At 39.9% G+C, this 15680-nt stretch carries 10 protein-coding genes; 9 read left to right on the top strand and 1 reads right to left on the bottom strand.

Going from position 1 to position 15680, the window contains the following annotated elements; genetic code table 11:
- Positions 1–618: 618 nt before the first annotated feature.
- Positions 619–1155, bottom strand: a complete 537-nt coding sequence (locus tag DMZ48_RS14430) for an RNA polymerase sigma factor (protein WP_143955866.1) — start codon at positions 1153–1155, stop codon at positions 619–621.
- A gap of 201 nt (positions 1156–1356) precedes the next feature.
- On the opposite strand from DMZ48_RS14430, the gene DMZ48_RS14425 reads away from it, so the two are divergent.
- The 9 genes from DMZ48_RS14425 (at position 1357) to DMZ48_RS14385 (ending at position 15659) form a co-directional block, all read left to right on the top strand.
- Entirely contained in the window at positions 1357–2541 is a 1185-nt protein-coding gene (locus DMZ48_RS14425) for a FecR family protein (RefSeq protein WP_143955865.1), read from the top strand.
- Positions 2542–2738: 197 nt separating this feature from the next.
- Entirely contained in the window at positions 2739–6251 is a 3513-nt protein-coding gene (locus tag DMZ48_RS14420) for a SusC/RagA family TonB-linked outer membrane protein (RefSeq protein WP_143955864.1), read from the top strand.
- A 28-nt stretch (positions 6252–6279) separates the two neighbouring features.
- A complete protein-coding gene (locus tag DMZ48_RS14415; protein WP_143955863.1) occupies positions 6280–7680 on the top strand; it encodes a RagB/SusD family nutrient uptake outer membrane protein in 1401 nt (466 codons plus the stop codon).
- Between the two features lie 176 nt (positions 7681–7856).
- On the top strand, positions 7857–8780 hold the full coding sequence (locus DMZ48_RS14410) for an ABC transporter ATP-binding protein (RefSeq protein WP_143955862.1): 924 nt from the start codon (positions 7857–7859) through the stop codon (positions 8778–8780).
- Positions 8781–8820: 40 nt separating this feature from the next.
- Complete coding sequence (locus DMZ48_RS14405) at positions 8821–11118, top strand: Gldg family protein (protein ID WP_162558731.1); 2298 nt, start codon at positions 8821–8823, stop codon at positions 11116–11118.
- Between the two features lie 60 nt (positions 11119–11178).
- Complete coding sequence (locus tag DMZ48_RS14400) at positions 11179–12504, top strand: MutS-related protein (protein WP_143955860.1); 1326 nt, start codon at positions 11179–11181, stop codon at positions 12502–12504.
- A 6-nt stretch (positions 12505–12510) separates the two neighbouring features.
- Positions 12511–13839, top strand: coding sequence for a MutS-related protein (locus DMZ48_RS14395; RefSeq protein WP_143955859.1), 1329 nt, complete (start codon positions 12511–12513; stop codon positions 13837–13839).
- A gap of 143 nt (positions 13840–13982) precedes the next feature.
- Entirely contained in the window at positions 13983–14375 is a 393-nt protein-coding gene (locus DMZ48_RS14390; protein WP_143955858.1) for a barstar family protein, read from the top strand.
- A gap of 258 nt (positions 14376–14633) precedes the next feature.
- Positions 14634–15659: an NAD(P)-dependent alcohol dehydrogenase gene (locus tag DMZ48_RS14385; RefSeq protein ID WP_143955857.1), complete on the top strand. Its 1026-nt coding sequence runs from the start codon at positions 14634–14636 to the stop codon at positions 15657–15659.
- Positions 15660–15680: the final 21 nt, after the last annotated feature.

Raw genomic sequence — 15680 nt, 5'->3', positions numbered from 1 at the left:
TTCAACGGAGGTTCAGGAGAACGGGCTTCAAAAAAAATGAAATTTGGCAAAATTTTAAGATTTCCTGATGGGGGTAAGAAGGTTTTGCATCGTCTATACTATTAGATGTAAAGGGTGATTTTAGTCTGATAAGTCTTTCATGTGAATTAAATGGTTAGCGCAATTTATTTCAGACACTAATACTTCAGATATTAGTTCATGTAAAGCATCACAGATCATAAAATTGCCCTTTTTTTTTTAAAAAATTCTTCAAAGGATAATTCGATTCTCCATTTACATTTTTATTCCGCATACCCTATAAAATTGAAACAAGCATACTACTATTTTGAAGTTGCGTGGTTCTAATATAGAAGCAACCATACTCATCACGAATTTTAAACGATTTTATCTTGGCTGGTTCGAAAGGTTTTTACCTTTTTCTGTTTTGCTTTTACTGGGTTTACTGACACTGGTATTGAATTGATCAAGTCCAAAATGGTTCGGTAGCTCTGAATAGATACTTTGATTCCCTAAAATTTGATTTAGTTAGCGAGGGAGTTTTAAAAAAGGGTAGTGTTTACATTACCCTTTTTAATAGTATTTCATCAAGTGAGTGTGTAATCGATAAAGAAGTTACGATCAAAGAAACAGCAATAGATAGTAATTGTCTTTAAGGAGTTCCCGCAATTTCCGAAACGCATTTCTTTTCAAGGTTTTAACCGTGTTTTCAGTAATGTCCAGATTTTGTGCGATCTCCGGATTTTTAACCCCTTGTAAGGTTAAAAGAATAATTTGCTTTTGTCGCTCCGGAAGGCTTGATACTGCTTTTTGAACCAGGTGAAAGGTTTCCTGATCGATGATGTTTGCCTTTAAAAATGATTCGCTTTCCAGGGTTTTAATAAGTTCGAGATCCTGATCCTTTTTTGATCTTTTAAGCAAGGTAAGGCACTGGTTTCTGGTAACTACATATAAGAAGTTTTTTACCTCCCGGATGTCATTGAAATTCTCACGGCGTTCCCAGTACTTTATCAACGCTTCCTGCGCCATATCTTCACTTTTATCGGTGGCAATGACATATTTTTTCGCATAAGAGCAAAGTACAGGGTAAAAGTCATCGAAGAATTCCTTAAAGGATTCCTGTTTACCTTCTCTGATTTCCTGAATAATGTCTTTCAATGTAAAATTCGCAGTTTAAGGGCTGTAAATATATGAAAAGGATATAATTCTCAGAATAACACTTCTCGATGTACTATGGTCTTATTTCCGTCCTTAAATTTATCGGTTTCCTGAAAAATTTATTTTTTTTCATCATCGAATACTACCAAAATTGTTTTCAGGAGTAATACAATAAATCCGGGTAACCGAAAATTGCATTGAATGAATAATTCTGACCAGTATTACGACATTTCTGAATTGCTTGCAAAAGAACTTTCAGGTCATTTGACCGAGGAGGAAAAGGAATTTCTTGAGCGATGGAAAACTGCATCGGAGGAGAATCACTCGATATATAGCCATATACATTCGGATAACTGGTTTCAGAAACATGTGGCGGTTGCGAGTGAATTCGATAGTCAAAGAGCCTGGTTAAAAGTTTCTGGGAAAATAAACAAGCCTGTAAAAGTAGTGGCTCTCTCCCAAAAGTTAATTCGATATGCGGCGGTTGCGGCGGTATTGGTTCTGGTCAGTTCCGCTTATTTTCTCTTTATGAAGGAAACTAAACCTTTGCCGGTGAACGAGCCTCCGGTAATCGTTAACAATCAAATAATTCCGGGAACCGATAAAGCTACCCTTACTTTATCCAATGGCGAAAATCTGCAGCTGGATGCTGCAGCAACCCTGGTATTAAATAATGCAACCGCTCAAAATGATGTGATCGTCTATTCAGATAAAGAACATTCAGCCGTGAATGAATATAATACCTTAACCATTCCCAGAGGGGGTCAATATCAGATCGTATTATCAGACAGTACTGTCGTTTGGTTAAACTCAGAGTCAAAGCTTACTTATCCGGTAAGTTTCAAAGCGGGTGAAACTCGTGAGGTCGAATTGGTATATGGTGAAGCATATTTTGATGTTTCCCCAAGTTCAAAGAATGAAGGTTCCCATTTCAAAGTGCAGAACCGATCTCAGGAAATCGAGGTGGTCGGCACCGAATTCAATGTAAAGGCATACCATGATGAATCAAATGTTTTTACTACTCTGGTAGAAGGAAAAGTGATTGTTTCCACTGCTAAAGGGCGTGAAATTTTAGCCCCGGAATATCAATCAGTCGTTAATCATTCAGATCCCCGTATTTCGGTTTCAAAAGTGGATGTTTATAATGAAATATCCTGGAAAAAGGGCATTTTTAGTTTTAATGATAAGTCTTTGCGGGATATTATGAAGGTGCTTTCAAGATGGTACGATATGGAGGTTGTTTTTGAGAACAGTTCAGTGGAAGACAAAGAATTTATAGGGGTTATCGGCAAGAATCAAAGCATCGAAGATATTTTATCCAAGATTAAAAACTTCGGAGTTATCAATAATTATGAAATAAATGAAAGAAAAGTGATCATTAAATAGTAGTGGATCTTATGGGATTACCAGTAAGGTTTTCCATAGACACCGAAGATCCTTCAAACATAAAAGAACCTACCTGTGATGGTAGGGTGAAACAAAAAAAGGGAACGAAGCTAAGTGAACATTTGGACGTGTATCAGACTTCGCCCCTTCATAGTGTATCAATTAAAATCAAATTCTAACTAACACAATGCTAATTTATGGAAATTAAATTTACCTATGTCCGTTCTCTGCATCGAAAACGGATACTGATGATGATTATGAGGACATTCATCTTTTTATTTTGCACCACAGTTTTCGGTCTGACATCCGGAAAAACATTCTCCCAAACTAAAGTGACCATTGACCATGATGAAATGGTGACCGTCGATGAGGTATTCGAGATCATCAGGGAGCAAACCGATTATAAATTTATGTATCCCAAAGATCTTTTTAAAGATCTGCCCAAAGTACAATTGAAGAAAGGGACGATACGCGTAGATCGATTATTAGGACAGAGTATTACTACCGATAAGTTTAATTTAGTGCTTTCTTCCGATAATATTATCATAGTCCGCGAGAAAAAGGATCTGCAACAAATCCGGATAACCGGAACGGTCTCAGACCAGCAAGGGGTGCCCATACCCGGCGTTACCGTGCAGATTAAAGGCACCACACAGGGAACGGTGACCGACTTCGATGGTACATATGCCATTGAAGTTTCCAGTACCGAGAATGTGCTGAACTTCTCTTATCTGGGGTATCAGGGACAAGAGATCCTGGTTGGAAATAAAACGGTTATCGATGTTGTTCTGGTAGAGGCGGTAGCCGATCTTGATGAGGTGGTTATTTCGACGGGATATCAGGAGATCAAACCTGAGCAGGTTACCGGTGCAGTTTCAACTATTCAAACCAAAGATTATAACAGTAGGATCAATACCACCGATTTTCTAACCGGTCTTCAGAACAAGATTCCCGGACTCCTCATCAATAATGATATTCAGTTCGAAGGGAACAGTTTATTTCAAATTCGCGGTATATCCACGATCAACGGGAGTAGAAATCCTCTCATCGTGATCGATGGCTATCCAACCGAGCTAACCCTGGATAATATCAATCCGAATGATATTGAATCAGTAACGGTACTAAAAGATGCCGCAGCGGCAACCATTTACGGGGTGCGTGCTTCCAACGGGGTGATCGTGATCGAAAGAAAGAAAGCCAAAGCCGGAAAGATCAATGTTGATTTCAACAGCACCTTTGGTTTTAGTCCGAAAGAGAACTATGATCGGTATCGATGGGATAAGGATGCGTCCAACCTTAACATCGATTTCGTCCGTGATACCTACCTTGATAATGGATCTTATCTATGGAATCTGATCACCAACCCGAATGCCAGTCCTGATTTCAACGTAGATCCGATCACGTATATTCTGGCGCAGCAAAGTGCCGGTGTGTTGACAGACGCAGAGGTTAACCAGCGATTTGCAGCAATGGGCGCTTACAACAATACGAATGAATATTCAGACCTGTTCTTGCGTACGAATGCTATTCAAACCTATAACCTGAACATGTCTGGTGGGTCCGATAAAGCTCTTTACTATTTAACGGTAAATCATACCAATACCGATCAGTCCCAGATAAAGAATGATAACAGTACATTTATGATCACCGGGCGGGCAACCTTAAAATTTTCAGATCGTTTCTCGCTGGATGTGACCAATAATTTCCAGCAGGCTAAGACCAGTTCAGTTCCTATTCCCGATATAACCGATATCTATGCTTTTGAGCATTTTCAGGATGAAGCAGGAAATGCGTTACCTACCTATTATAATTCAAATGCCAACCCCTGGTACAATGATTATCTGATATCACAAGGGTTATTAGATAATCAGTATTATCCCCTCGAAGAGATCGATTTGGTAAGTACCAAGACACAGGCGGTCAACAATAGATTCGTGGCTAATTTTCGATATGAGTTGAATGATGCGTTGAGCTTTAGTTTTGGAGGCGTTTATGAGACTTCTCGCACTGATACAAGATATTTATCGGATGAGAATTCGGCGGAGACCCGTCAATTGATCAATTATTACACATCCGATGATGGTAATGGAGGATTCACGTATAATCTTCCCAAAGGAAGTATTTTAAGGCAGAGTACTACCAGTGCGGAGAGTTATACGTTAAGAGCACAAATGAATTATAATGAACAGTTCAATGAAGATCATTCTATAAATCTTATCCTGGGAGGTGAAGTCAGAGACGTTTTGGAAAAGGGGAATTCTGCAGCCTATTTTGGATATAATGATCAAAACCTTTTACAGCAACCGGTAGACAATACGTTATTGGATAATTCCTATAACCCAACCTACGCCAGAAATAATCCTTCTCTATCCTACAACAGTTTATTTGATCTCGGCTATGTAGATAACAGATTCATTTCTGTTTATTCCAATATCGTTTATGCTTATAAAGGAAAATATTCTGTTACCGGTAGTATTCGTATCGATCAGTCAAACCTGTTTGGTACGGACCCTAAGTATAAATACAAGCCTTTATGGTCGGTGGGAGCTGCATGGAATATCGATAAAGAGAATTTCATGCAGGATATTTCATGGTTGAATTCATTGAAGATCCGTGCGGCTTATGGATTTAATGGAAATGTCGCCAAGAACTCCTTACCTCAGGTGATCGCTGAAGCAGGGTATAACCGATTTGATCCGAGCAGAGGATTGATGTTAAGTCTTTTATCTCCGGCCAATAGTGGGTTGCGTTGGGAGCAGACCAGCAATTTCAACCTCGGACTTGATTATGATCTGTTTAGAAATGTATCGGGAAGTATCGAGTATTATACGAAGAAGAGTACCGATCTGCTTGCCACAAATCAAATCGATGCCACCAAAGGTCAAAGTTCAGCCTATGTAAATCAGGCGACGATCCGCAACAGTGGTTGGGAATTTAGTCTGGGGGCCGACTGGATCACAAAACAACGATTTAACTGGAATACAGGATTCAATATCTCCTACAACACCAGTGAGGTGTTGGCGGTATCCAATGAATTGACATCGAATAGCTTGTCTTCATCGTATTTGTCGGGAAGTGCTACCGATTTTATCGAGGGATATGCAATTGGTTCCATGTTTAATTATCGGTATGCCGGTATTGATGATACAGGAGCTCCGCTAATCTATGACAGCAATGGAAATGCAAAAACGATCTATACGGATGATGCCGGAATCTTAGATGTAGATTATGTCGGGAGTTCCATACCTACGTACAATATGGGAATCAGTAACCGGGTAGATATCGGAGATTTTTATGCGTACTGTATGATCAATTTTTATGGTGGGTTTAAAACCAGAGTACCTGTTCCTTATGTAGGTGATGTTAGACCTTTGGAAGGTGCAGGGAATTACTGGCTTGAGCCGGGTGACGAGAATAATCCTGACGTACTTCCCATGTTGAATACTTCGTATTATACGAATTTGGGTTATACCGACAAATACACAGTAAATGGCGCCTATATCACATTAGGAGACCTTACTGCAGCTTATAGTTTTAGAAACAGTGGCTGGTTAAGAAAAACAGGAATTCAAAACTTTGAGGTTCGGGTGCAGGGATCAAACTTATACACCTTAGGCTTCAATAAGTTTAATTTCAGTCAGGCAGTAGGTGCCTATGAGAAATCATACCTGACACCTACGTATACGATAGGCCTCAATATTAATTTCTAATTTATTAATAATGATAAAATTACAAACAATGAAAAAGCATATACATTACATTGTTTTCACCATATCTTTCGGATTGCTATTGACTTCCTGTGATGATTATCTCGATGTGGAACCAAAAGGCGTACAATTATTGCAAACGGTCGAAGATTATGATCAGTGGTTAAATAGTACGGATCTGCAGACCTCACTTCCTAATGAATTAAATACCCTGGCGGATAATATGGATATGGCAGATTATACCAATCCTCCCAGTTATGATGCGGAGCGTATATATACCTGGCAATCTCAATTTTCCGAAGATCCTCAGGCAACCCCGGTAATCTGGTCTGATCTCTATCAGAACATCTATTATTTTAATACGGTTCTCAATGGTATAGATGCAGCCTCCGGAGGGACAGACCAGGAGCGAAACAGCCTGAGAGCTGAAGCTCTTCTTGGAAGAGCCTTCGAATATCTTTATCTGGTTAACCTTTATGGAAAGGTATATGATGTATCTACCGCTGCTCAAGACCTGGCCGTACCTTTTGTCACTTCCAATGATCTTCAGGATGAAGTTCCTGAGCGTAGTTCTGTTCAGGAAATCTATGATCATATCATCGGAGACATAGAGGAAGCATTATCGGACCTTCCAGCAGATAATAGTGAAAACAGATTTCGCGGTAGTGTTGCTGCTGCATACGGTGTTTTAGCAAGAACTTACTTCTTTATGAAAGATTATGAAAGAGCTGCAGAGAATGCCACACTTGCTTTAAATAGCGGCACAAATTCCCTGGTAGACTTTTCCTTGATGTCGGGAGGAAGTGAAATGCCCCATTTAAGAAACAGAGAAAGTGCTTTGTATGCAAGACTCAATACAACGCCATATTTTACCATTGTTCCTGATATTACCTTTATTCAGTCTTTCGACAGGCAGGATTTAAGACTTCAGTATTATTACAGCATCTGGGATGAGAGCGATTTCGAATCAAGAGGTGCTATTACCTACTGGGCTTATGCCTATCCTCCTTCAACTCAGAATTTAGTCGAATTCAATTGGGGACCTACCGTAGCTGAAATGCATTTAATTCTTGCAGAAGCCGCTACCAGATCAAATGATCTTACTACGGCTTTGGAGGAACTCGACCTTTTGAGAAGTAAACGTTTTATGCCCGAAGATTATACGAAATATGATCCGGAAAGTCCGGTGCAGGAAGAAGTATTACAAAAGATCCTGGAAGAAAGAAACTTTGAATTTTCCTTTTCGGGAATGCGATGGTTCGATATGAGAAGACTGGCTTCCGAAGGACTTATGCCTACGGTTTACAGATATGACGTCGCAGGAAATATTGCAGCCACCCTGGAATCAGACAGCAATAAGTATACACTTCAAATTCCTTTACAGGTAATGTATTTTAATCCGGATTGGCCACAAAATCCTACCGACCAATAGTAAACTGAAAATAATTTCACGGGAACCCTGATTTACACGGTTCCCGTGAAATAAACATTGCTTCAAACGATCAGACTTAAAACAAGATTGAATCTAAGGAATACTACACTGATCCGATATATATCAGTATTAAAGTAGTATCCTCCTTATTTCATGAAAATAACAACATAAATATTATGAAAGAATCCTTAGTGAGTGTGGAAAATCTGTCCCATCGTTACAGTATACAATGGGCGGTTAAGGATATAAGTTTTGAAATTCCACATAAGGGAATTTATGGTTTACTGGGATCTAACGGTGCAGGAAAGTCTACTACGATGAACATTATCAGTGGCGTTTTAAAGCAGACCAATGGAAATGTTTATGTGAACGGGTTTGATCTGTCGAAAGACCCCATTTCTGCAAAGAAACAGATCGGATTTCTACCACAACACCCACCTTTGTATATGGATACAACTGTGGAGGAATATCTGACGAATTGTGCACATCTCAGACTGATCGAATCTAAAAAGGTTAAGGCAGCGGTGGAAAATGTACTGGAAAAATGTGCGATAACACATTTTAAAAAGCGTTTGATTAAGAATCTATCGGGGGGGTACCGTCAGAGAGTGGGTATTGCACAGGCGATCATTCATCAGCCTGCTTTCGTCATCTTGGATGAGCCAACCAATGGGTTGGATCCCAATCAGATCCTTGAGATTCGTAAACTGGTAAAAGAGATCGCCAATGACAGGGCGGTTTTACTCTCAACCCATATGCTGACCGAAGTACAGGCCATTTGCGATCATATATTCATGATTGAACACGGAAAGCTGGTTTTTTCAGGAAAGACCGATGAATTCGATAACTATTTAACTCCCAATACCATCTTTGTTCGTTTACTGGAAATGCCATCCGGAGAAGAATTGACGAAAATGATCGAAGGTCTGGAAGGTGTGGAAGAATTAGGAGGACCTAATTACCGGTTAAAATTTCAAGATCTGAACGGAGCGACCGAAAGGATCGTTCAGCAGAGTGTAAAATGTAACTGGCGCCTGGACGAAATAAGAGTTGAAAAAAATTCACTGAACGATGTGTTTTCTGCATTGTCAAAAAAATAAAGAGAAGTAGTACATGAAGATGATTGTTAAAATAGCAAGGATGGAACTCCAGAAAATGTTCTATTCGCCCATCGCCTGGTTGGTTCTTGCCGTATTCAGTATCCAGGCAGGAATACAGTTGATGCAGCTTACAAACGACGCAGTAATGAATACCGAGTTGGGGTATACCATACGTAACCTGACCCGAATGATTTATACCGAACAAAGCGGGGTAATGAACCGTATGCAAAACTATCTGTACCTGTATATCCCGTTATTGACCATGGGCTTGTTCAGTCATGAATTCAGCTCGGGATCGATCAAATTATTATATTCTGCCCCCGTATCTAATCGACAGATCGTACTTGGTAAGTATTTATCGATGGTGATCTTTGGTCTTTCCATGTCAGGAATTCTCGTGATCATTTCGATATTCGGTGTTTTTACGATAAAAGATTTCGATCTTCCATTGGTATTAACTGCTATTCTTGGATTGTTTCTGGTAGTTTGCGCTTATTCTGCAATAGGACTCTTTGTTTCTTCCCTGACTTCCTATCAGATCGTGGCTGCTATTGGTACCTTCGCGATTCTGTTTGTGCTTGGTGAAATCGGAAATTTATGGCAGGATGTGGAATTTGTGAGGGATATCACCTACTGGTTGTCTATAAATGGCAGATCCGATACCATGATCAGAGGATTGATCGGCAGTGAGGATGTGCTGTATTTTATTTTGGTTTCGGGCCTGTTCATCACCTTTACCATATTTCGATTGAAAGGAATCCGGGAACGAAGTCCGAAATATATTTCCTTCATCCGTTATGCGGGAGCCTTCATGTTGATCTCCTTCGTGGGCTATTTGAGTACGTTGCCCACGTTAATGTATTATTACGATACAACCAGGACTAAAACCAATACGCTTACACTAAACAGTCAGCAGGTTCTTGCTGATCTGAAAGGCAAAGTTAAGATTGATACCTATGTAAATATATTTGATAATAGTTTTTGGTCTGGAGCACCCGCTAATCAAAAATTTGACATGAGTCGCTATGACCAATACCGAAGGTTCTATCCGGATATAGACCTTAGTTACAATTATTATTATGCACTTCCACAGGGTGAAGAAGTACTGCAAAGTCATAACAAACGATTTGAAGGATTATCCACAGAGGAAGCGCTGACCAAAGCGAGTAACCTCGCAGAAGTTGATCCGGAGATCTTTAAACCGGCGGATTACTATGCAGACGAGATCGATCTGGCCTCAGAACAAAATCGCTTTGTTAGTAAGATCACTACAGAGGCTGGAAATTCAACTCCTTTAAGGGTTTATGATGATATGTTTCGGTTTCCGAATGAATCACAGATCACGGCGGCCTTTAAAAAATTAACAACAGAATTACCACGGGTAGGATTCGTCACCGGTCATCAGGAGCGGGATGTAAATGATTTTGGTTCCCGTGGATACCTTATGCTGGCTAATGAAAAGTCATTCAGGTATGCATTGATCAATAACGGATTTGAATTTCAAGAATTAGAATTGGCTGTTCCGGTTGATGAACAAATCGATATTCTGATTATTGCAGATGTTAAAAAGGAGTTTTCTGCGCAGGAATTACAAAATCTCAATGCCTATATCGAAGCTGGGGGTAATTTGGTGATCGCTGCCGATCTGAACCGGCAACAGATGATGAATCCGTTGGTAGCGCCTTTTGGGGTTAGTTTCTTACCGGGACAGATCGTTGAGTATAATGAAGGTTATGGTATGGATCTTGTCACTTCGGAAGTCACTGATAAAGGTAAGGAACTTGCGTACCTGTTCACATCCATTAACGATAAACAACCCGTCATGATGCCGGGAGCCCTGGCAATATCCTATAAGCCCAAAAGCGAATTCAAATATATCTCTGTGTTGGAATCTGACGCGAAAAGAGAAGGTATTGATGAAGTGGGCTCCTGGAATGAATTAAATACCTCAAATTTTATCGATGAAACTGCGAAGCTCGATACTGCTATCGGAGAGATCGAGGGTCCTCATACCACAGCACTTGCTCTTACACGAAATCTGGGAGATCGTGAACAAAGAATTATGATTCTCGGAGATGCCGATTTTATAAGTAATGGAGAGTTGTCGGTGACAAGAGAAGGGTATAGGGCTCAGAATTTTGCCATGGGAACAGGAATGTTCTTCTGGCTGTCGAATGGGGAAGTGCCGATCGATGTTCGCAGACCTGAACTTACCGATGACAGGATCTACTTAGAGAAGAAGGATATGCCTTTTGTTAAAATCTTATATAGACTGATCATACCACTACTATTTGCGATCACATTTTTGATCATTTGGTTACGTAGAAAGGGAAGATAGCCAATACTTAAATACAGCGGGGCAAAGGATACCTTTGCCCCGCTATGTAAATCATTACCTATGAGTTTTAAAACAGATACACAGACTATTAATGATCTGAGAATTTTCGGAGATAATACCGGAAAGGATATTTTTGGAATCTTTAATAAAACACGAACCGGTGGTGGTGCAAAGCTATTAAAGGATATGTTCTCGTATCCACTTGCAACGGCATCCGAAATTGAATACAGGGTCAATTCAATACGGTTCTTTATGAAAAAGAAAATAACCTTTCCCTTTAGCAGTGTCATCTTTGATACCATAGAATTCTATCTCAGCAATACAGATGAAAGGAGCAGACTCACGGTTCAGGAAAATAATTTGAAGCGGAAACTTGACCAAATGGTCGGAGCGGATGTTGAATATCAGCAATTGCAGCAGGGAGTTTCTGATACATTACATTTTCTGATCGGTCTTGACAAATTCATCCTTAACCTCGGCGATGAAGGAATGGGATCAGCACTTAAGGAAGTTCTGAAAAAGGTAAGTACCCTATTAAACAAAGACCCTTTTGTATTTATCAAGAACGCTGATGGGGCTGGAAAACTCAATTTCGACAAAACGGTGCAATATGATGAACTCTTTCGTTTCAGGAGCAGGAATGACATCCTGAAGTTGTTGCGTTATGCCTACGAAATTGATGTATTCACCGCGGTAGCAGATGTGGCAGGTTCAGAGAATTTTACTTTTGGTGAAGTTAATCAACAGGCCGAAAATAGCATAGATATCGAGGGAATGTTTCATCCATTGGTGCCGAACGCCGTATCCAATGACCTAAAGATCGATGAAGATAATAATATGATCTTTCTGACCGGTGCAAATATGGCGGGGAAATCAACATTTATGAAGACTTTTTGCATAGTGATGTATCTGGCCCATATGGGTTTTCCGATTCCTGTATCGCGTATGCGTTTCAGTATACAGCATGGGATGTTTACGACCATTAATCTGGCGGATAATCTGAATATGGGTTTCAGTCATTTCTATGCAGAGGTAAAAAGGTTAAAGAAGGTAGCCGAAGCGGTGAATAACAATGAACGTTTGATCGTCGTTTTTGATGAACTTTTCCGGGGAACCAATGTTAAGGATGCATATGAAGCGACTATAGCAGTGGTCGAGGCCTTCGCAACAAAACGGAAATGTACCTTCATTATTTCTACCCACATTATCGAAGCAGGTGAAGTCTTGAAAGAACGCAGTAATAACATACGCTACCTGTATCTTCCAACGATCATGAATAGCGATATGCCAGAATATACCTATATGATCAAAGAGGGGATTACTGAAGACCGTCATGGAATGATGATCATACAAAATGAACAAATCCTGGATATTTTAAAAGCCTAAATGAAGATGGAGTTTATAACAGACCGACAAACACTCGACGATCTGAATATAACGGGGCGTTATAAAAGTAATTCGATTTACAGCCTTTTTAATAAAACGATTACCGTTGGAGGCGGGCGCCAATTGGAACAGTTATTCCTGAATCCGCTTATAGACGTTGAGGCGATTAATGAACGCAGCAAAGTTTTTTCTTTTTTTGGAAATCTATACCTGAATTTACCCTTTGATTCAAAGGAATTTGAAAATACGGAGAATTATCTGTTGACTCCTACAAATAAAAGCCGTTGGGTTGCAGGATTTGAGCGTGTAAAAAACAAATTTTTACACACGGTGGTCAACGATCCTACCCATGTGGTACTGCAGGAAGGATTGGAACAGACCATTGTTTTGTTTCATCGAATTAAAACGATGATGGAAAAGATAACTGAAAATTCTGAGAATACTCCGTATCATGATACGGCGATGAGATGGAATAACTTTCTGAATGCTGCAAAATTTCAACCGGCTTGGGAAGCCATGGTTGATTTTCCATTATCCTTTCAGAAGATGATGCGGTTTGATTATGTTTTCAGAAGCCTGTTCTATGAGGAGATAAGGGAACTACTTGAAGAGATCTATAAAATTGATGTTTATATCGCTGTTTCAACGGTAGGTAGAGAAAGAGGATTTGTCTATGCCAACGCCATTGAAAAGAAATACCGGCAACTTGAGTTGAAGGGAGTCGGCCATCCAGGCATTGCAGGAGCTGTAACCAATGATGTTACGATTGATTCAGAAAAGAATGTGTTTTTCCTGACCGGAGCGAATATGGCCGGGAAATCGACGTTGATGAAATCGATCGGGGTGGCACTATACCTTGCTCATATGGGTTTTCCGGTTTCGGCTGAACATATGAAGTTCTCAATTCATGACGGCATGTATACTTCGATAAATGTTTCCGATAATCTGGCCAAAGGGTATAGTCATTTTTATGCGGAAGTTTTGCGTGTAAAGGATATTGCGAAACAGGTGGCATCGAACAAACAACTGCTGGTGATCTTTGATGAGCTATTTAAAGGTACCAATGTCAAAGATGCATCTGATGGCACTGTAGCCGTTGTCGACGCATTTTCAAAACGGAATAGTTCATATATCATTTCCACCCATATCGTCGAGGCAGGTGAGTTATTGAAGGATAATGATCGGTTGTTCTTTAAATATCTGCCAACCATCGTTGTCGGAAACCGACCGACCTATACCTATACGTTGCAAGAAGGGATCACTGATGACCGTCAGGGAATGATGATCATTGAGAATGAAAATATCCTGGATATCATTAAAGGAGATAACGTATAGATATGCCTGACACTATTGAAAATTAAAGTATTGTACACCCGTTTTCGGCACTTACGCCATTTAAATGTATAACAATTAGTAACTTTAATCCGGTTCAGAATAATTTAATAATAAAACAGAATTCGATCACTAAAGAAATTGCTATGAGTAAAACAATTATAATAGAAGGTAAGAACTTTAATGATATACCTTCATTTTATGAAGAGATCAATCGTGTTTTTATGCAGGAAGTTGACTGGAAACTAGGGCAAAGTCTGGATGCTTTGAACGATATGTTCTATGGAGGTTTCGGACTGATCGAAGGGAAGGAGCCGATAAAATTGATCTGGAAAAATTTCAAACAAAGTGAACAGGACTTTGGTAAGGAGCTCACCCGTGATTACTACCTTGAAAAATTGAAGCAACCGGAGAAGTTCAATAAAGAGGTTTTTCAGAAAAGACTTGAGGCTTTGGAACGTGGAGAAGGAAAGACTTATTTTGAAATCATTCTGGAAATAATTGAAGGACACCCCAATATTGAATTGGTGCCTGAATAATGAAAAATTAAGTTAGAACAGAATCTTATAGAAGTTCGCACGACTTATACAAAAATGACATAATTCCTGTATTGAACAGAAAACGTTAAAGGTTATATTTTTTTCGTTATAATCTTAATTCAAGACCGCTTTAAAAGCCGGATTAAGGAAAGAAATTTCACAGAACTTTACCAGTCCGGATCCCTGCTAACCCTCGAATTTTCGGTAAATTAGTGGTATGGTTTAATCAGAATTTTAATTGAAAAAACACATACTAATATGAAAGCTGTACGCTATTTTGGACATAAAGATGTCAGAGTAATAAATGATATGGAAAAACCGGTTCCAAAAGGTGATGAAGTCTTATTGAAAATAGGAGGAGCTGGCGTATGTCATTCCGATCTTCACATCATTGATGAAGGAACAGTAGGAGACATGGAGTTCACGCTTGGTCATGAGAATGCGGGTTGGATAGAAGAAGTAGGGGACACTGTAAAAGACTATAAAAAAGGGGATGCCGTTCTCGTTTATGGACCCTGGGGATGCGGTCATTGTAAGCCTTGCCAACAATCGAAGGAAAATTATTGTGACCATCAGAGTGAATTGGGATTTGGAGGTGGCTTAGGGTTGAATGGAGGTATGGCAGAATACATGCTGGTTCCTTCTTCAAGACTTTTAGTGCCGATTCATGATCTTGACCCTGTGATCGCAGCGCCTTTGACCGATGCGGCTTTAACACCGTATTCAGCGATCAAGCGATCGTTGCCTAAATTGATGCCGGATGAATATGTGGTGGTAATCGGTATCGGAGGTCTCGGCCATGTTGCTTTACAGATCCTTAATGAAATTTCCGGAGCAGGTATTATTGCCTGTGATGTGACGGAGGAGAAACTAGCATTCGCCAAAGAATTGGGTGCTGCTTATACGGTAAATTCCAAAGACGCTGACGCCGCAGAGCAAATCTTAGCGATCACGGGAATTAAAAAGGCCAAAGTGGTTCTTGATTTTGTAGGGGCGACTTCTACGATAGAACTTGGAACCAAGGTAGTCGGTATGGATGGAGATCTGACCATAATCGGACTTGGGGGAGGATATTTTCAATACAATATGATGGGCATTCCCTTTGGAGTGACCATGACCAATCCTTATTGGGGTTCCCGTACCGAATTGATGGAGGTTGTCGGACTTGCTCGACAGAAAAAGATTCATATCGAGATAGAGAAATATCCACTCGAAAAGGCCAATGAAGTCTATGATAGAATGAGAAATGGAAAGATTAAAGGTAGGGCTGTTTTGATACCCTGATCTATTCTGTTTTAATTAGAA

Source organism: Robertkochia solimangrovi (assembly GCF_007279655.1).
GTDB lineage: Bacteria > Bacteroidota > Bacteroidia > Flavobacteriales > Flavobacteriaceae > Robertkochia > Robertkochia solimangrovi.
Note: the sequence above shows the minus strand (reverse complement) of the source record. Positions and strands in the feature narration are given on the sequence as shown.